We start from the raw sequence: 17,911 nt of genomic DNA on the forward strand, positions 1-17,911 counted from the left end.
CCGTGACCGCACGACCGCCGTCCCGCCCGGCACGCCGCGAACCGGAGCCCGGGCACATCCCGGCCACCTTCCTGCCCGGTCCGGACCGGCCGAAGAAGTCCTCGCCCGAACCGGCTCCCACCCGCCGCGGCGTGCGGCCCGCCCGGCCGCTGGACGAGGCGGAACGCGGACGGCTGCTGCACGGCGCCCACCACGATCCGCATGCGCTGCTCGGGGCGCACCACGCCCCGGGCGGGGTGGCGTTCCGGGCGCTGCGGCCGTTCGCCCGGGCGGTCACGGTCGTCGCCAAGGGGCTGCGCGCGGAGCTGATCGACGAGGGGGACGGGGTCTTCGCGGGGGTGCTGCCGCTCAAGGAGGTCCCGGACTACCGGCTGGTGGTGGCCTATGAGGGCACCGAGACCGAGGTCCACGACCCCTACCGCTTCCTGCCCGCCGTCGGTGAGCTCGACCTGCACCTGATCGGCGAGGGCCGGCACGAGGAGCTGTGGCGGGCGCTCGGCGCCCGGCCGATGACCCACCAGGGGGTGACCGGGACCCGCTTCACCGTGTGGGCGCCCCATGCCCAAGGGGTGCGGGTGGTGGGCGACTTCAACCACTGGGACGGCACCGGACATCCCCTGCGCTCGCTGGGCGCCTCGGGGGTCTGGGAGCTCTTTCTGCCGGACGTCGGCGAGGGCGCGCTCTACAAGTTCGAGCTCACCCGCCCCGACGGCTCGCACACCCTGCGCGCGGATCCGATGGCGCGGCGCACCGAGGCACCACCGGCCACCGCCTCGATCGTCCATGCCTCGCACCACGCCTGGCAGGACGCCGAGTGGCTGGCCCGCCGCGGCGAACGGCCCGTGCACGAGGCACCGTTCTCGGTGTACGAGGTGCACCTGCCGTCCTGGCGACCAGGATTGACGTATCGTCAGCTTGCCGGGCAGCTGCCCACCTATGTCCGGGATCTGGGCTTCACCCATGTGGAGTTGATGCCCGTCGCCGAGCATCCCTTCGGCGGTTCCTGGGGCTACCAGATCACCGGCTTCTACGCCCCGACGGCGCGGCTGGGCACCCCCGATGACTTCAAGTACCTGGTCGACGCGCTGCACCAGGCGGGCATCGGGGTGCTGGTCGACTGGGTTCCGGCGCACTTCCCCCGGGACGACTGGGCGCTGGCCGAGTTCGACGGCCGGCCGCTGTACGAGCCCCAGGATCCGGCGCGGGCGGCCCACCCGGACTGGGGGACGCTGGAGTTCGACTACGGCCGCCCGGAGGTCCGCAACTTCCTGGTGGCGAACGCGGTGTACTGGTGCGAGGAGTTCCACCTCGACGGCCTGCGGGTGGACGCGGTGGCCTCGATGCTCTACCTCGACTACTCCCGGGAGTCCGGTCAGTGGTCGCCCAATGTCCACGGGGGCCGGGAGAACCTCGACGCGGTGGCCTTCCTCCAGGAGATGAACGCCACCGTCTACCGCCGCTGCCCCGGTGTGGTCACCATCGCCGAGGAGTCCACCGCCTGGGACGGCGTCACCCGGGCCACCCACCATGTGGGCGCGGGCGGCTTCGGCGGGCTGGGCTTCGGGCTGAAGTGGAACATGGGCTGGATGCACGACTCCCTGGAATATGTGGCGAAGGAGCCGGTGCACCGCAAGTACCACCACGGCGAGATGACCTTCGCCATGGTCTATGCCTACAGCGAGAACTATGTACTGCCCATCTCGCACGACGAGGTGGTGCACGGCAAGCGTTCCCTGGTCTCCAAGATGCCCGGCGACTGGTGGCAGCAGCGCGCCAACCACCGGGCCTTCCTGGGCTTTATGTGGGCCCACCCGGGCAAGCAACTGCTCTTCATGGGGCAGGAGTTCGCCCAGGGCGCGGAGTGGTCGGAGGGGCATGGCCCCGACTGGTGGCTGCTGGACCCCTCCTACGCGGCCGAGCCCGACCACCGGGGCGTACGGGATCTGGTGCGCGACCTCAACGCGCGCTATCGCGCCACACCCGCGCTCTGGCAGCGGGACACCGTGCCGGAGGGGTTCGCCTGGGTGGACGGCGATGCGGCCGAGGACAACATCTTCGCCTTTCTGCGCTTCGCCGCGGACGGCTCGCCACTGCTGGCGGTCAGCAACTTCTCGCCGGTGGTGCGGCATGGCTACCGGCTGGGGGTGCCCACCCGGCACACCGTCTGGGAGGAGTGCCTCAACACGGATGCGCTCCGCTACGGCGGCGGCGGCGTCAGCAACCCGGACCCGGTCAAGACGGAGCCGGTGCGCCACCGGGGGCATCCGTCCAGCATGACGCTGACCTTGCCGCCGCTGGCGACGGTGTGGCTGCGGCCGGGGTAGCGCGACGTGGGTGAATCCCCCCGGCATCAGGGCAGTTGGGCCGTTTGACAGTACGGCGGGACCAACGTTTTCCAGCCATGATCAACCATACCGCACACCCGGTTTGAGAACGCCTTCAATCCAGGCCAATCCCTCCGGACACAAGGGGGGAACACGCCATTTTGGTTGACCGCCAACCGCCACCCGATGTCCGGTCCGGCACCTCCCGTGCGGTCCGTACCCCACGGAGGGCGGCCTGATCAAAGCTGGCTCGACTATGTCAAGTCCCTCAATAATTCCGTCATGAATAGCCCCGGAAAACAGAAAAAGAGATGGCGCCGCAGATCGGCAGGCATGGCCGCCGCCGCGGCCGCATTCGCGGCGACCATGACTCTGTCCTCGGCATCTCCGGCCTCGGCCAACCGAATCGAGTACACCTACGATCTGTGCAGCTCCAATGTCGGTGCGTGCATGGGCCTGTTCTACTACGGGCCGAACAAGGGCGGCGTGATCCACAGCGCATGCTTCCTGACGAACCGTTCGATCGTCGACCACTGGGGCCGCACAGTGCACGGCGTGACCACTCGGTACGAATTCCGGAACCAACCCGGACACGACATCATCCGCTTCCGACTAGGAGTGGATACGGCATGCTGGCCCACATACTACGGATCCGGGAGTGAATTGAAGAATGCCGCTGCCGCGGTAGCGAACCAGGACTGGGTCGCGCACGACGTATTCGTCAACTCCTACTACGAGGGATATGGCGTCCGCGTTCCGCAGGACTTTCTCGGGCGGTTCCCCGTGCTGCTGAGGAACAACAACGCTTCCAGCTACCGGGAGGACAGGTAGCCATGGCCGATCGCATACCCCTGAAGGTCACCTCCACGGCACTGCTGGTCGCCGCCGTCGCCGGACTCACCTGGTACGCGACCGATCACATGGCGGACCATGCGTCCCCGGTGAGCGCCGCGGCACCGGCGCCGGCCAAGGCACCGGAACTCGCCCTGCGCAGCGGTCTGCTCAAGAACCGTGCGCTGCCCGTGGAGCAGTATCTGATCCCCCATGCCGACGCGGTCGCCCAGGACGCGGCCCAGCTGAAGGCCGTACAAGCGTGCATGACGCGCCTCGGACTCGCCTACGACCCCCCGGTCGGCCAAGCCAAACGCGCCGCCGTCGGCGACAACTCGGCCAATCTCGACCGCCGTTACGGCCTCACCGACCGGGCAGCCGCCGAGCAGTGGGGTTACGAACTGCCCGGCGGCAAGAGCGAGCCACCGGCCTGGGGTCGGACCAGTGCCCAACTGGACGCCCTGTATGGGAAGAACAACAAGGGCGAGGTCCTGACCACCATCGGCGGGCAGTCCGTACCCGAGGGCGGATGCACTGCCGAGGCGCGGCAGGTCGTCGGCACCCAGGACGAAACCGCCGCGAACGAAATCAACGGCGAGAGCTTCACGCAGTCGATGGCCGATCCCGAGGTGGTGCAGGCACTCGCCTCCTGGTCCGCGTGCATGAAGACGAAGGACTACGACTACAGGACCCCGTTCGAGATCACCCAGAACCGGACGGACGAGGAATGGGGCAGCAGCCCCGAGGCGAAGCAGATCGCGGTCGCCGAGGTCGACTGCAAACAGTCCACCGGGCTGCTCGACGTGTGGCTCAACACCGAGTCCCGCATCCAGAACAAGCTGCTCACGCCCAAGAAGGCCGAACTCGACAAGGCCAAGGAACACAACCGGTCCGTCGTCAAGCGCAGCCTCGCCCTGAGGTGACCACAGAGCCGCCTTCCCCCCACGCCCGTCAGACCGTTGCGGCACCAGGACAGCGGTTTGACGGGCCGTCATGGGCCGGATGTCACCTGCGAAATCCCAGACTCCGGAGGTCCCCTTGAGACGCTGGCCGGGGCGGTGCGGCGAGCGGGCGAATTTCTCTGATATCGGGGCTGTTGAGCCGCTTGGCGGCAAATAAGAACCGATACTTTCCAGCCATGATCAACCAGACCGTATCCCTGGTTTGAGAATGCCTTCAATTCCGGCCAGATGCTTCGGACACAAGGGGGGAACGCGCCATTTCAGCCGACGGCCGACCGTCGCCTGATGTCCGGTCCGGCACCTCCCGTGTGATCCGTTCCCGACGGAGGGCGTCCTGATCAGAACTGGCCTGTCCCTGTCAAACCTCTGACAATTTCGATATGAACGAAAACTCCGAAAGACAGAAAAAGAAATGGCGGAGCAGAACATCCGGGGTGGCCGCCACCACGGCCGCATTCGCGGCGGCCATAACCCTGTCCTCGGCATCACCGGCCTCGGCCGACCGCATTGAGTACACCTATGACGTGTGCAGCTCCAATGTCGGCTCGTGCATGGGGCTCTTCTACTACGGCCCGAAAAACGGCGTCATGCAGAACGCCTGCTTCCTGACGAACCGATCGATCACGGACCATTGGGGCCGCGCAGAGCATGGCGTGACCACTCGATACGAATTCCGGAACCAGCCCGGACATGCCATCATTCCGTTTCACCTGGGAGTGCAAATAGAATGCTGGCCCGAGGAGGCCGGGGGGAACGGGCATGAATTGAAGAATGCCGCAGCCGCGGTGGCCAATCAGGACTGGGTCGGTCACGCCGTGTACTACAACTCCTACTACGAGGGGCCGTTCCACCACTTCCCTCAGGACACGTACGGGAGCCTCAACTCGGCCGTGCGGAACAACAACGCCTCCAGCTGGCGGGAGACCAGGTAGCCATGGCCGATCGCATACCCCTGAAGGTCACCTCCGCGGCGCTGCTCGTGGCCGCGGTCTCCGGACTCACCTGGTACGCGGCCGATCACACGGCGGACCATGCGTCCCCGGTGAGCGCCGCGGCACCGGCGCCGGCCAAGGCGCCGGATTCCGCCACTCACCGCGGTCTGCTCCAGAGCCGCGTACTGCCCGTGGAGCAGTACCTGATCCCCCATACGGACGCGATCGCGCAGGACGACGCCGAACTGAAGCTCGAACAGTCCTGCATGACGCGTCTCGGACTGACCTACGACCCGCCCGTCGGACAGAGCAAACGCCCCGCATTCGCCGACAACGCGGCGAACCTCGGGCGTCGTTACGGACTCAGCGACCGGGCGACCGCCGAGCAGTGGGGCTATGACATGCCCGGCGGCCCGGCCGAGCCGCCCACCTGGACCCGGACCGCCGCCCAACTGGACGTCCTCTACGGGAAGAACGACAAGGGCGAAGCCCTGAACACCATCAATGGAAAGCCCGTGCCCAAAGGCGGCTGCATCGCCGAAGCGCGGCAGGTCGTGGGCACCCAGGACGAAACCACCGCGAACGACATCAACGGCGAAGCCTTCAAGCAGTCGCTGAGCGACCCCGAGGTGGTTCAGGCACTCGCCTCCTGGTCCGCATGCATGAAGACAGCGGGCTACGACTACAAGACCCCACTCGAAATCACCCAGGGCCGGACGGAGGAAGGCTGGGGCAGCAGCCCCGAGGCGAAGCAGATCGCAGTCACCGAAGTCGACTGCAAACAGTCCACCGGACTCCTCGACGTATGGTTCAGCGCCGACTCCCGGATCCAGACACGGCTGCTCGCACCCAAGAAGGCCGAACTCGACAGGGTCAAGGAGCGCAACAGGGCGGTCGTCAGGCGCAGTCTCACTCTGAGGTGACCGGAAAGACACGCCCATCCCCGGCATGTGACGGCCGGTGAATCCGGCCGAGCCGGACTGATCCGGCCTGCTTCCTTGCGTTGAACGCCGCACAAAACCGTCCCCCGTCTCCACGGCCGCTCCGGCCGTGGCGCGCAATGACTCACCCTCTGAGCCGTCCGTCGGATCGCTTCTGTGCTCCACAAAGCGATCCGACGGTCCGTCATGTGCCGTATGCGGCACATGAGATTCCAGAGAACGGAGACCCCCTTGAGGCTTTACCGAAGATCCCGCAAAACCCCGGTCCTGGCCGTCACCACAGCTCTGACAGCGGTGACGGCCACGCTCACCGGACTGCTGCAGGGCCCCGCATGGGCCGGGCAGCAGCAAGATGCCACCCGGCCGGCCGCCCAGGCCCCGGCCTCCCCCGACACGATCGCCCCCGCCGAGCGGGGCGCCGCCCTCGGCAAGGACTGGAGCAAGTCCACCGACCGCGCCTGGACGACGGCCGGGGACGCGTCCGGCTTCCATGTGCTGGTCGCCGAGGGCAAATCCGGCTACACCTGGCGCACCGCCGCCACCCTCTCCGAGCCGGGCCTGGAGACCGACCAGTGGATCGGCAACGCCTGTGTGACCGGCTCCGGCCGGCGGGCCGTGGCGGTCTACGCCCCGCGCGGATTCGCCAACCGCCAACACCTGTTTGACCGGGGCGCGTTCACCGCGGTCGTGGACCTGGACACCGGCAAGGTGACCAAACTGCCGCTGAACGCGAGCCTGGCCTACTTCAACCCCGGGTGCGGCACCGGTGAGACCGCCGTGATCACCCAGGCCGCCGCCGAGGGGAAGACCGAGCAGACCCGGCTGCAGACGATCGACGCATCCACCGGCAAGGCCGTCGCCACCCACACCGTCAACGGGCAGGCGACCTCCGCCGTCCCGGTCGGCACCGACGTGGTCGCCGCCTCGGGCCCGCGCCTGCTGCGCCTGACCCGCTCGGGCCGGACCGAGCTGCTGGCCACCACCCGCCAGACGCCCCTGCGGCTGCGCCCGGACGCCGACGGCGGCATGGCCTTCCTGGAACCCGCGGACGGCAAGGGCGACAAGGCTGTCGTCCAGTACCTCAAGGGCCGCAAGGTCGCCACCGTGGCGAACGGCAAGCTGGGTGACGTCGGCCTGGTCCAGGGCGCGGGCGGCACGGTCTTCCTGACCGGCGACTCCCGCCCGCAGGGCAGCGGCCTGCCGAAGACCATCCAGCGCAGGACGGACGTACCCGGCCGGGCGGAGCTGTCCGTCGAGGGGAAGCTGGCCGTCACCCAGGCGGTCCCGCGGCACCTCGCGGACAAGGTCGCCTCACCCCTGGACCGCGCCCGCCGCGACGGACCGGAGCCGGTGGACATCACCGCGAAGGCCACCGGCAGCGGCAAGGACCTCACCTTCTCGGTCGGTACCGGCAAGACATCGGACCGGACGGGCGGCAGAAAGCCGTCCCCGCTGCTGCCGTATGTCACGGGCGGAGCGGGCGCAGCCAAGAAGGCCCTGGCCGGGAAGAAGACGGCGGCACCGGGAGACGTCTCGCACGACCCGGTGGACGACGAACGCTACTGTTCGGTGCCCCGCAACGACGTACGGACCCAGGTCATGCAGCCCACGCCCAACCAGATCGAGTGGGCCGCCGACATGGCCATCCGCGGACTGCTGATATCCGGCAATGTCAACCGGCCCGGCAACTGGCACAACTCGGGCCTGTCGGCCTGGACTCCGCAGGGCATGTTCCCACCGCGCACCCTCAACACCGGCGGCCGCATCCCGGCCCAGGTGCTGCTGGGCATCCTCGCCTCGGAGTCCAACCTCTGGCAGGCCAGCTCGCACGCCGAGCCGGGCGAATACGGCAACCCGCTGGTCAGCAACTTCTACGGCACCAACATCTACGCCGGCACCCCGGGCTATGACCCCAAGCTCATCTGGAAGATCAACTGGGAGCGGGCCGACTGCGGTTACGGCGTCGGACAGGCCACCGACGGCATGCGCATGGCCGGGCACGCCAAGCCTGGCGAGACGCCCCTTCCTTCGGACCAGCAGCGCGCGGTCGCCCTCGACTACGCCACCGGCATCGCGTACTCCACGCAGATCCTCCAGGACAAGTGGAACGAACTTCACACCCCGGGCAGCACCATCCGGCTGAACGACGACGACCCGGCCCGCCCGGAGAACTGGTTCGCCGCCGTCTGGAACTACAACGCCGGCTTCAACCCGCCCGGCAAGGACCCGTCCGGTGCCTGGGGTCTGGGCTGGGGCAACAATCCGGCCAACCCCAAGTATCCCGCCGACCGGCTGCCGTTCCTGGACAACAACCACTACGCGGACGCCGCCCACCCGCAGCACTGGCCGTATGAGGAGAAGGTGATGGGCTGGGGCGCCTACCCGCTCGACGCCGGACGCTCGTATGACGACAACGGCAACCGCAACGGGGGCAACACCCATGGCTATTCGGCCGCCTGGTGGTCCCTCGCCGCTGACCGCTCGACGGCCATCCTGCCGCCGCGGCGCACTTTCTGTGACGACAGCAACGCCTGTGACCCGGCCGCTCCGCCGGTCTGCCACGACGAGGCCTGCTACACCCCACACTGGTTCCGGCACGACGCCACCTGGAAGAACTGCGGTACGAACCCGTCCCCGGGGGGCCGGCAGTGCGGCAATGAGTACCTCACCTACAAAACGGTCCGCGCCGAGCCCGGTGACGCCAACCCGAACCCCGGCCCCTGTGGCTCCGGGGACCTGCCCAGCGGCACCGTGCTCGTGGACGACGAACCGGACGACGCCCCGTCCAGCCGCTGCGGCGCCCGCGCCTGGTCCAGCAGCGGCAACTTCGAGTGGTCGTTCACTGCCGACGAGCAGGGGCGCTACGAGGCGCGGGAGGACCTGCACCAGATCGGCGGCGGCTTCGGCGGCCACTACTGGTTCTCCCACGGCCGCGAGCCCAACAATTTCGACAACCTGCTGGTGACGACCGGTACCTGGAAGCCGCAGCTCGCGGACAAGGTGTACAAGGTCCGGGCGTTTATGCCATATCTGGGGCTCAAGACGAAGTCGGCCCGCTACCAGATCATGACAAAGAGCGGGCGGGTCGTGGAAAGGATCGTCGACCAGAGCAAGGCATCCAACGACTGGGTGGACATCGGCTACTTCGAGCTGGGCTCGAACGCCCGGGTCTCACTGACCAATGTCACCAAGGACAGCAGCTCCGGTGACAGCACAGTCGCCTATGACGCACTCGCCTTCATACCGGTCAACGCCAAGTACGAGCACCACACCTTCGACGCAGTGTCCGTGTTCCGGAGCAACCAGAACCTGGACACCGACACCCCCTATCTGCTGAAGACGCCGATGCGGACGCGGCAGACCCTCTACGACTGGGGCCGCTCGCGCACCACCGGCGGCATGGCCTACGACAACTCCGCGGTGCTCAAGGGCATGCTGGAGTTCGGCATCTGCACGGACGGCGCCCACAACGCCAACTGCGTCGGCAGCAATGTCCACGATGCCGCACGGAAATGGGAGACCGACATCGATGCCGCCGGGACCGACCCGGACCGGCGGCCGTCCCAGGCGGACTGGATGAACTTCGCCATCGCCGACCCGCCCTCGACAATCGACGAGCACAGCTTCGACAACGACCGCTCGTACAAGGTCAAGACGCATGTCGACGCCGAGTGGGTCACCGGCGAGGACGGGAAGATCATCCCGGGTACGGAGTCCGTGGTGCCCAAGGGGCGAACGGGCGACACCGAGATCGCGGGGTTCGTCCGCTCGTTCGTCAAGGCGACGGTTGACGACTACGGCGCGCTCGGAGTCAAGATGCCCGACCTGTCGTTCGAGATGGACGACGCCAATGAGCCGGGGAACCACCGGACGGTGCCGAATCCGATGGTGACGGGCGTCACCCCGGGCATCGCCTACCGCACCGGCCAGAAGCCCACCTCCATCGACGACAGCGGCAAGTGCGTCACCACGAAGTACGTCAGCGGAGGGACCATCGGCTACCGGCCGCTGCTGTCCCATTCGAACGCGGACTCCGAGGTGTCGGCGTGGGTGGACAAGTTGAAGTCCCTGGCCGAGTCGGGCGATCTGCCACCCCAGGTCGCCAACACTGCCGGTGACATCTACAGCATGTTCTTCCGCAAAGCGCGCCTGTCGGGCACCGACATCGCCGAGGGATCGCTGTTCAACATGGCGGGACCGATCTGGCAGAACCTCAGCATGGGCTTCTGCACCGACGGCACCGTGAAGTCCACACAGGCGGTGCCCGACTTCGAGAACAACGAGCCGAAGCTGGGCCTGGTGTACCAGAGCTATATGCCGAGCCTGTACCTCTACCTGGACGGCCACCAGGTCGACCAGGCGGGCCGTCCCACCAGCGGCCCGGTGCAGGACGGCAACTTCAAGAAGTTCGGCGCCATGGCGAACGGCGAGAACGGATCGTCCGCGTACGGCACCTGCGGGATCGAGATCCGGGGGAACGGAGGAAACCCCTGGAGCCTGCAGCAGGTGCCGGACGGCTACCCGGGCAGCAACCCGAACATCCCGATGTTCTGTGACGACGGCAGCCACTCGGCCAACTGATCCACCCCTGGCGGGGGTCCGGGATTTCCCGGACCCCCGCCAGGGCCTGTCTCAGGCGACGGCCGGCGCCTTGTCGCCCTCCGGCTCCGGCGCGTGCCCGCCGTCCGCCGCCGTCATCGCCTCGTCGAACGGCAGTCGGCCGTCCAGGACTTCGCGGACGCGGCCGTGATCGATCTCCTTCGTCCAGGTCCCGACCAGCACCGTCGCCACCGCGTTCCCCGCGAAGTTCGTCATCGCCCGGGCCTCGCTCATAAACCGGTCGATACCCACGATCAGGCCGACCCCGTCCACCAACTCCGGCCGGTGGGACTGCAGTCCACCGGCCAGCGTCGCCAGGCCCGCACCCGTCACACCCGCCGCCCCCTTCGACGCGACGATCATAAACAGCAGAAGAGAGACCTGCTGGCCCAGTGACAGCGGCTTGTCCATCGCCTCGGCGATGAACAGCGAGGACATCGTCAGATAGATGGCCGTGCCGTCGAGGTTGAAGGAGTAGCCCGTCGGCACCGTGATGCCGACCACCGGCCGGCTGACGCCGAGGTGCTCCATCTTCGCGATCAGGCGCGGCAGCGCCGACTCCGAGGACGAGGTCGACAGGATCAGCAGGAACTCCCGCCCCAGATACTTCAGCAGCACAAAGATATTCACCCCGGCCACCACCCGCAGCAGCGTTCCCAGCACCACGAACACAAACAGCACACAGGTCACATAGAACCCGATCATGATGACGGCGAGCGACTTGAGCGCATCGACGCCGGTCGCCCCGACCAGGGCCGCGATCGCGCCGAACGCCCCCACCGGAGCAGCCCACATGATCATGGACAGGATGCGGAAGACCAGCTTCTGGAGATGCCCGATCCCCCGCAGCACCGGCTCGCCCGCCGGGCCCATCGCCTGCAGGGCGAAACCCGCCAGCAGCGCGACCAGCAGCGTCTGCAGCACCTGGCCGCCGGTGAAGGCGGACACCAGGGTGGTCGGGATCATGCCGAGCAGGAAGTCGGCGGTCGACTCGTGTGCCCCCTTGGCCTGCGCCGCCCCCGCGTGCCGCAGGCTGTCGGTCAGGTGCAGCCCACTGCCCGGCTCCAGCACATTGCCCACCGCCAGCCCGATGAGCAGCGCGACGCTCGACATCAGCAGGAAGTAGCCCAGGGCGAGCCCGCCCACCGCACCGACCTTGGCGGCCCTGCGCACCGAACCGATGCCCAGCACGATGGTGCAGAAGATGACGGGCGAGATCATCATCTTGATCAGGTTCACAAACCCGGTGCCCAGCGGCTTGAGTTCCACCGCGACCCCGGGCGCGGCAAAGCCGACCGCGATGCCGACCAGCACCGCGGCGATCACCGCGAGATAGAGGTAGTGGGTCCGGTCCGGCCGTCCGTTCACACTCACCGATGCCATGGCGCCTCCTCGTTCTCGCGGCTCGTCCCGGTGACTATGCATGCTGCTGCGAAGGCGATCACCCTTTCGTTCATTACGATCAGGAATCGGCCACAGGGCACACTGTCGGCCATTACCGGTGGCTGACCGGGCAGTAACCCACCGCGTAGCCGCGGTCGGACCCGGGAACGTACGAGGGCAGCAAGGTGCCGACATAGGAGGTCGCCCCATGCGTCCCACCGCCCCCGTGCTCCTCGCCACCCTGGCGATCGCCGCCGCCTCGCTCACCGCCTGCGGCGATGACTCCCACCATGACCCCAACACCGTGAAGATCGCTTACCAGCGCAGCACGGACAACAAGGACCGGAGAATGGACGGTTATCTGGCCGGGGTCAAGCGGCAGTTCGAGCACGACCACCCCGGCAAGAAGCTCGAGCTGGTTCCCATCCAGGCTGCCGAGAACGACTACTACACCAAGCTCCAGCAGATGATGCGGTCCCCCAAGACCGCACCCGATCTGATCCGCGAGGACACCTTCCTCATCAACTCCGACATCAAGAGCGGCTACTTGAGACCGCTGGACGACAAGCTGTCCACCTGGCGGGACTGGAGCCACTACCTGCCCAGCGCCAAGACCGCGGCGCGGAGCGAGGACGGCAGGACCTATGGAGTACCGGATGGCACCGACACCAGAGGCCTCTGGTTCGACAAGAGCATCTTCGCCAAGGCCGGACTGCCCGCCGACTGGCGGCCCAAGAGCTGGCAGGACGTCCTCGAGGCGGCCCGTACCGTCAAGCGCGCGGTGCCCGGCGTCATCCCGCTCAATGTCTACACCGGAAAGGGGCCCGGCGAGGCCTCCGTGATGCAGGGCTTTGAGATGCTGCTGTACGGCACCGGGCCCGATCCGCTCTACCGGCCCCGGGAGAAGAAGTGGGTGACCGGTAGCCAGGGGTTCAAGGACTCCCTGGAGTTCATCCACACCGTCTACGCCGAGAAGCTCGGGCCCGACCGCTCCGACGCCCTCGACCCCAACATCGGCACCCGGGTGAAGAGCGAGTGGTTCCCGGCCGGGAAGCTCGCCATCGACCTCGACGGCTCCTGGCTCGCCCAGAACTGGCTGCCGCGGGGCGCCAAGCCCTGGCCGCAGTGGTCGAAGACGCTGGGACAGGCCCCCTTCCCCACCCAGCACGGCCAGGCCCCCGGCAGGGTCAGCCTCTCCGGCGGCTGGACCTGGTCGATCCCCGCCAAGTCCGGCAAGGCCGACCTGGCCTGGCAGGCCATCGAGACGCTGCAGACCCAACAGAACGCCACCGAATGGGAGATCAGGGACGCCGAGATCGCTGTCCGCGACGATGTGGCCGCCGACCGGCGCTACCTCACCTCCATGCCGGGCGTCGACTTCTTCACCGGCCTGGTCAAGGACACCCACTACCGGCCCGCCCTGCCCGTCTACCCCCAGGTGTCCGGCGCGATCCAGGACGCCATGGAATCCGTGACCACCGGAGATGCCTCCGTGGCACAGGCCGCCCGGCACTACGACGAGCAAATCGCGTCGATCACCGGCGGCAGCGGGTCATGACCACGACGACCCCCGGAGTGCGGGCCCGACGGGCCGCCCGCTGGCTACCGATCGCCCCCGCGACCGTCCTGATGCTGCTCTTCCTGGCCGGTCCCATCGCCTACTGCGTCTACCTCGCCTTCACCAATACCCAGCTGACCGGCCAGGAGTCGGCCTCCTTCGTCGGTCTCGCCAACTTCCGGCGGGCCTTCGCGGATGACAATTTCCGCAATGCGGTGGTGCTGACCCTGCTCTTCACCGTACTGTCCTCGATCGTCGGCCAGAACACGCTCGGCTTCCTGCTGGCGGCGCTGATGCGGCGCGCATCCAGGCCCGTCCGGGCGCTGACGGGCTCGATCGTGATCGCCGCCTGGGTGCTCCCGGAGATCGTGGCGGCCTTTCTCCTCTACACCTTCTTCAACCGGCGCGGCACCCTCAACGCCATCCTCGATCACCTTCATCTCCCCACCCAGAACTGGCTGTTCACCCTCCCCATCCTCGCGGTCTCCTTCGCCAATGTCTGGCGGGGCACCGCCTTCTCGATGCTGGTCTACTCCGCCGCCCTCGCCGAGATCCCCCAGGACATCACCGAGGCCGCGGAGGTGGACGGCGCGGGCGGGCTGCGCCGCTTCTGGCACATCACGCTCCCCATGCTGCGCCGTTCCATCGGCACCAATCTGATGCTCAACACCCTCCAGACACTCTCCGTGTTCGGTCTGATCTGGGCCATGACCCGGGGCGGTCCGGGCAATCGCAGCCAGACGCTGCCTGTCTTCATGTACGACCAGGCGTTCCTCAAGTCGCTGATCGGCTATGGCACGGCGGTGGCGCTGCTCCTTCTGTTGGTGGGAGCGCTGTTCTCCGTGGTGTACCTGCGCCTGATGCGCGACGAGACCTGAGCCTGCACACCGCCGTGCTCCCGGGCAGGCGCGGCCACGGGAAGCACGGCGGGAACACGGCAGGAAACCGAAGGCGAGCCGGCTGTCAGTCCTCCTGGCAGATGGCGAACACCGTGATGGTGAGCGTCTTGGACGGCTGCGGCACGCGCGTGGAGAGACTCGCCGTCCAACCCCGGCCGTCGTCCGTGGGGCGGGTGAAGTCGGGGGCGATGGACTGCCCCCGGGTTCCCTCGAAGCCACCCCCGGTGGCGTGGAAGCCGTCGCGGCACTTGGCGACACCGATCGCCGTGTTGGTGGCCGTCGTCGACGTCTTGACGATCTCCACGTCCCCACCCTTGCGTGGCTTGGGCTTGAGCGACAGCTCTCCGTCGCCGGCGGACGCGGCCGTCTCCGCACCGGCGATGAGAGCGGCCGTGAGCAGAACCGCGGTGAGGATGCGACGCATGGGGGCGCTCCTATCCATTGTCGATAAACCGGTTCATTGAGAATGAACCAGATCATCGCGGAGATAGGTCGACATTTACGGTGGGTCGCCCAATGTCACCCACTTGGGTTACCCATCGGCCCGCAGGCTGCCCTCCGGGCAGTTGGGGCGCTCCTCGCCGGGATGGAAGACGATGATCATCAGCCGTGCGCCGCGCGATGCCATGGGCTCGGCCGGGCACAGGTGCACCCAGCCCGGCCCCAGCAGAGAGTGGTTCATGGGGCGCTCATGACGATAGGCGTGCGCGCCGGGCGAGACGCCGCCGGCTCGGTACATCGGCCCGGCGACCGGCTCGGCGAGTATCTCCCGCTCCAGCTCGGCGAGGGTCTCATCGTGGGGCAAGGCCGCGCGGGCGGCGCCGAATTGGGGGAGTATCAGCGGAAGCCAGCACTCGCTCCACTTGGCGAGGATGTCGCGCGCCTCGGGGTCCAGCACCATCCACCGCATGGAGTTGGCGGGGACCTCGCCCCGGGGGAACAGGTCGGCGAACGGCTGGTTGTAGGTGACGACCCGCCAGGATTGGTCGGTCACATAGGCCATGTGCGATATGCCGTCCATCACCTCCCGCCAGATTGCGGCAATTTCCTGCCCGGAACTGGGATTCAGGCCGGTTGGCGGGTCACAGCGGCGGGTATACCGCCACAGCAGTTCCCACTCGTGCTCAGTGAAGGCCAGCAACCGCGCGACGTCCCGCAATAACCCCTCGGGGGGATTGCGGTAATTGCCGGTTTCGAGCCGGTTGTAAGTTCCATGGGCACGATGCAACAGTTGATCCATCTGGGCCTGAGTCAGCCCAGGCGCGCGTCGGCCCTGCCGGGTCGGCCGGAAAAGACCGAACGCCCCCGGGTCGATGAGTGCTCTGCTCTCGCGCAGCAGAGCTTGGAGTCCTTGCTTGTCCACGCCCACTCCCCATATCACGATCTCCCCCATCGGGGAAGTCGAATACCTATGACGGTTTTTCCATCAAAAAACTTCCCACCAAAATGATCGCACCACTCCTGCATCATCTGGCTACTGGCATCAATCACCTGAAGCGCACCGCCCCCTTGGCGGGTTCGCCCCACGGGGGAGAGCGAACCCGTCAAGGACAGGGCGGAACGCCGCACCAGGAGTGAGGCATCTATATACAGGAGGGGAAGATGCACTCATTAGCTGACGAGAACGGGCAACACCAGCTTGAGTTCATTCGCCGGCAGTTACCGCGATCAGCTTTACGCTGACTCCGGGTGAGCGATCCCGGACCGCTCCCGACCCATCACACTGAGCAGTTGGGCGACTTGGACCCGTGCTTCCCCAGCCAACCGGGCCAGAGCGGCTCAACGTAATCGATAATTCATCCAGCCATGGGCGCATACCCGCCTCTACCGCCGGACATGCGTGGAGCCCTCGTCCGAACAGGACGAGGGCTCCACGCTATTGACGACGTGTCAGCGGAAATGACCTTTCGGCCAAGGCGGCCGAAACTCAGGGGGCGGGGGAAACCGCGACACAGACGGCCGAGTCAAAGCCGCGCTTGGTGGTCCTCTCCTTGAGCATCCTGCCCTTGTAGCTGATCTTGCACGTGACCTCACCCCGCTCACCGAGAGCGGCCGAGACGGACGGCGGTTCGGCGCCCCTGAGCGTGACCGTCTTGCGCCAGGGAAGCCCGGGGGACCCGACCGACTCGGTGCCCTTTCCGCCACTGAAGTCAATCTCGTCGACACCGGTTCCGGTGATCTCGTACGTCACCTCATAGGCCGCGCCGTCATAGGCCGCGTCGTCGCCCCAGAGCAGCCCGCATCCCGTACCAGTAAGGGCAAGGCCCGCCAGGCAGAGTGCAGACAGGGCGGTACGGGTGGAGCGCTTCACTGCGGTGAATCCTTCGACAGAGCCGGCGGGCACGCTCACATTAAGCAAGAAGTAAATCTAAAGCAAAATATTGCTTTACCCCGACCACGCTCACCCGACCACACTCACTCGACCACGCTTGCCCGGTCAGGCATAGCGAACGACGACGTTCCCGGAGTCGGTGTGCGCGGTGATGGCATATGGGCTGCCGGAGCTCTGGGTGACCTCGACATCCCGCGAGCCGGAGTCGGTGTCAGCGCGCACCCGATACCCCTGCGCGACCTGTGGCACGGTCACGCTCGCATTCCCCGAGTCACTGCCGGCGGTCACCTGCTCCGGCGCCTTGGCGAATTTCAGACTGAGGTTACCGGAGTCGGTCTTACCGTCGGTCCTGGTGGACGACAGGCCGGTACCGATGACATCTCCGCTGCCCGAGCTCGCCGAGAGCCGACCGGAAGCGTCGACCGCGCCTACATCACCGGAGTCGCTGCGCAGCTTCTGATCACCTTGCATGGACCGGGAGTTGACATTGCCCGCCGACGTGTACGCGTCGACCGCGACTCCGGCGGGCAGCTGGATCCGGTAATCGAGGGAGCAGCGTCGCCCACTGCACCCGGTGGTGATCCGCAGGACATTGCCCTGCCATTCCTCACGATAGGTCGGCCGGTCATCGCTCCAGGTCAAGGTCCGGTCGATCGCGACCCGCCCGCCCTCGCCGGATTCCAAGTCCACGCTTCCGCTGTGCAGCTCGATCTCGATCCGGTCGATCGGGTGCGCATAAGTGCGCTGCTCGGTCGCCGTGTGCTTCGGAGCCCGCTCCAGCCAGTACCACCCCGTGCGCACACCGCCCACGACAAACGCGGCGATGCACAGCACGCCAATGACGGACCAGATGAGACAGCCGCGTCCCGACCGTCGTGCGGGGGTGCCCTGAGACGGCATGCTTCTCCCAACCTTGAGGGCCACGATGTTGCGGGCCACGATGTCGACACTCGATCTTGCCCGGACCGGGCCCTCAAGGCAGGTATGGAGGCATCCGTTTTGCGGGTGGTACTGGTTACACCATGGGCTCCATGTGGGCGCTCCGTGGGCTCCGTGGGCTCCGTGGGCTCCATGGACCCCTCCGGCCCACGGTGGCCTGACGGTGGGGTGGTGGTGGCGGTGTGTTGTCATCTGCGGGTCAGGGCTGGGT

At 67.3% G+C, this 17,911-nt stretch carries 13 protein-coding genes; 8 read left to right on the top strand and 5 right to left on the bottom strand.

Annotated features, from left to right (window positions below; genetic code table 11):
* Positions 1-2 precede the first annotated feature (2 nt).
* From glgB to ABCR83_RS27150, 6 genes are all read left to right on the top strand, one after another.
* A complete protein-coding gene (gene glgB, locus ABCR83_RS27125) occupies positions 3-2,324 on the top strand; it encodes a 1,4-alpha-glucan branching enzyme (protein ID WP_462697834.1) in 2,322 nt (773 codons plus the stop codon).
* A gap of 282 nt (positions 2,325-2,606) precedes the next feature.
* On the top strand, positions 2,607-3,155 hold the full coding sequence (locus ABCR83_RS27130; protein WP_462697835.1) for a hypothetical protein: 549 nt from the start codon (positions 2,607-2,609) through the stop codon (positions 3,153-3,155).
* 2 nt (positions 3,156-3,157) lie between these two features.
* Positions 3,158-4,078, top strand: coding sequence for a hypothetical protein (locus ABCR83_RS27135; RefSeq protein WP_462697836.1), 921 nt, complete (start codon positions 3,158-3,160; stop codon positions 4,076-4,078).
* A 419-nt stretch (positions 4,079-4,497) separates the two neighbouring features.
* The gene (locus ABCR83_RS27140; protein WP_462697837.1) at positions 4,498-5,049 is read left to right on the top strand and encodes a hypothetical protein; all 552 of its coding nucleotides are present in this window, start codon (positions 4,498-4,500) and stop codon (positions 5,047-5,049) included.
* A gap of 2 nt (positions 5,050-5,051) precedes the next feature.
* Complete coding sequence (locus tag ABCR83_RS27145) at positions 5,052-5,972, top strand: hypothetical protein (RefSeq protein ID WP_462697838.1); 921 nt, start codon at positions 5,052-5,054, stop codon at positions 5,970-5,972.
* Positions 5,973-6,221: 249 nt separating this feature from the next.
* A complete protein-coding gene (locus ABCR83_RS27150; protein ID WP_462697839.1) occupies positions 6,222-10,571 on the top strand; it encodes a golvesin C-terminal-like domain-containing protein in 4,350 nt (1,449 codons plus the stop codon).
* Between the two features lie 51 nt (positions 10,572-10,622).
* Here ABCR83_RS27150 and ABCR83_RS27155 read toward each other — a convergent pair whose 3' ends face one another.
* Complete coding sequence (locus tag ABCR83_RS27155; protein WP_462697840.1) at positions 10,623-11,972, bottom strand: cation:dicarboxylate symporter family transporter; 1,350 nt, start codon at positions 11,970-11,972, stop codon at positions 10,623-10,625.
* Between the two features lie 208 nt (positions 11,973-12,180).
* On the opposite strand from ABCR83_RS27155, the gene ABCR83_RS27160 reads away from it, so the two are divergent.
* Together ABCR83_RS27160 and ABCR83_RS27165 are read left to right on the top strand one after the other, a co-directional pair.
* Positions 12,181-13,530 carry an extracellular solute-binding protein gene (locus ABCR83_RS27160; protein ID WP_462697841.1) on the top strand — a complete coding sequence of 450 codons (1,350 nt, stop codon included), beginning with the start codon at positions 12,181-12,183 and terminating at the stop codon, positions 13,528-13,530.
* Entirely contained in the window at positions 13,527-14,408 is an 882-nt protein-coding gene (locus tag ABCR83_RS27165; protein WP_462697842.1) for a carbohydrate ABC transporter permease, read from the top strand. The genes ABCR83_RS27160 and ABCR83_RS27165 overlap by 4 nt, the downstream gene beginning before the upstream one ends.
* Before the next feature lie 85 nt (positions 14,409-14,493).
* On the opposite strand, the gene ABCR83_RS27170 is transcribed toward ABCR83_RS27165, so the two are convergent.
* The 4 genes from ABCR83_RS27170 to ABCR83_RS27185 all read right to left on the bottom strand — a co-directional run bounded on the left by ABCR83_RS27170 (position 14,494) and on the right by ABCR83_RS27185 (position 17,661).
* Positions 14,494-14,853 (bottom strand): hypothetical protein, encoded by a 360-nt coding sequence (locus ABCR83_RS27170; protein ID WP_462697843.1) that lies wholly within the window; start codon positions 14,851-14,853, stop codon positions 14,494-14,496.
* Positions 14,854-14,961: 108 nt separating this feature from the next.
* Positions 14,962-15,792, bottom strand: coding sequence for an MmyB family transcriptional regulator (locus ABCR83_RS27175; protein ID WP_462697844.1), 831 nt, complete (start codon positions 15,790-15,792; stop codon positions 14,962-14,964).
* A gap of 564 nt (positions 15,793-16,356) precedes the next feature.
* Positions 16,357-16,740 (bottom strand): hypothetical protein, encoded by a 384-nt coding sequence (locus ABCR83_RS27180; protein ID WP_462697845.1) that lies wholly within the window; start codon positions 16,738-16,740, stop codon positions 16,357-16,359.
* Between the two features lie 126 nt (positions 16,741-16,866).
* Positions 16,867-17,661 carry a DUF4097 family beta strand repeat-containing protein gene (locus ABCR83_RS27185; protein WP_462697846.1) on the bottom strand — a complete coding sequence of 265 codons (795 nt, stop codon included), beginning with the start codon at positions 17,659-17,661 and terminating at the stop codon, positions 16,867-16,869.
* Between the last annotated feature and the right edge of the window lie 250 nt (positions 17,662-17,911).

It is taken from the genome of Streptomyces xingningensis (assembly GCF_054957865.1).

Bases quoted from the DNA above. Each gene is read 5' to 3' on its own strand.
- ABCR83_RS27140 (WP_462697837.1), top strand. From the start codon at position 4,498: ATGAACGAAAACTCCGAAAGACAGAAAAAGAAATGGCGGAGCAGAACA.
- ABCR83_RS27135 (WP_462697836.1), top strand. From the start codon at position 3,158: ATGGCCGATCGCATACCCCTGAAGGTCACCTCCACGGCACTGCTGGTC.
- ABCR83_RS27155 (WP_462697840.1), bottom strand. From the start codon at position 11,972: ATGGCATCGGTGAGTGTGAACGGACGGCCGGACCGGACCCACTACCTC.
- ABCR83_RS27145 (WP_462697838.1), top strand. From the start codon at position 5,052: ATGGCCGATCGCATACCCCTGAAGGTCACCTCCGCGGCGCTGCTCGTG.
- ABCR83_RS27185 (WP_462697846.1), bottom strand. From the start codon at position 17,661: ATGCCGTCTCAGGGCACCCCCGCACGACGGTCGGGACGCGGCTGTCTC.
- ABCR83_RS27160 (WP_462697841.1), top strand. From the start codon at position 12,181: ATGCGTCCCACCGCCCCCGTGCTCCTCGCCACCCTGGCGATCGCCGCC.
- ABCR83_RS27130 (WP_462697835.1), top strand. From the start codon at position 2,607: ATGAATAGCCCCGGAAAACAGAAAAAGAGATGGCGCCGCAGATCGGCA.
- ABCR83_RS27170 (WP_462697843.1), bottom strand. From the start codon at position 14,853: ATGCGTCGCATCCTCACCGCGGTTCTGCTCACGGCCGCTCTCATCGCC.
- ABCR83_RS27165 (WP_462697842.1), top strand. From the start codon at position 13,527: ATGACCACGACGACCCCCGGAGTGCGGGCCCGACGGGCCGCCCGCTGG.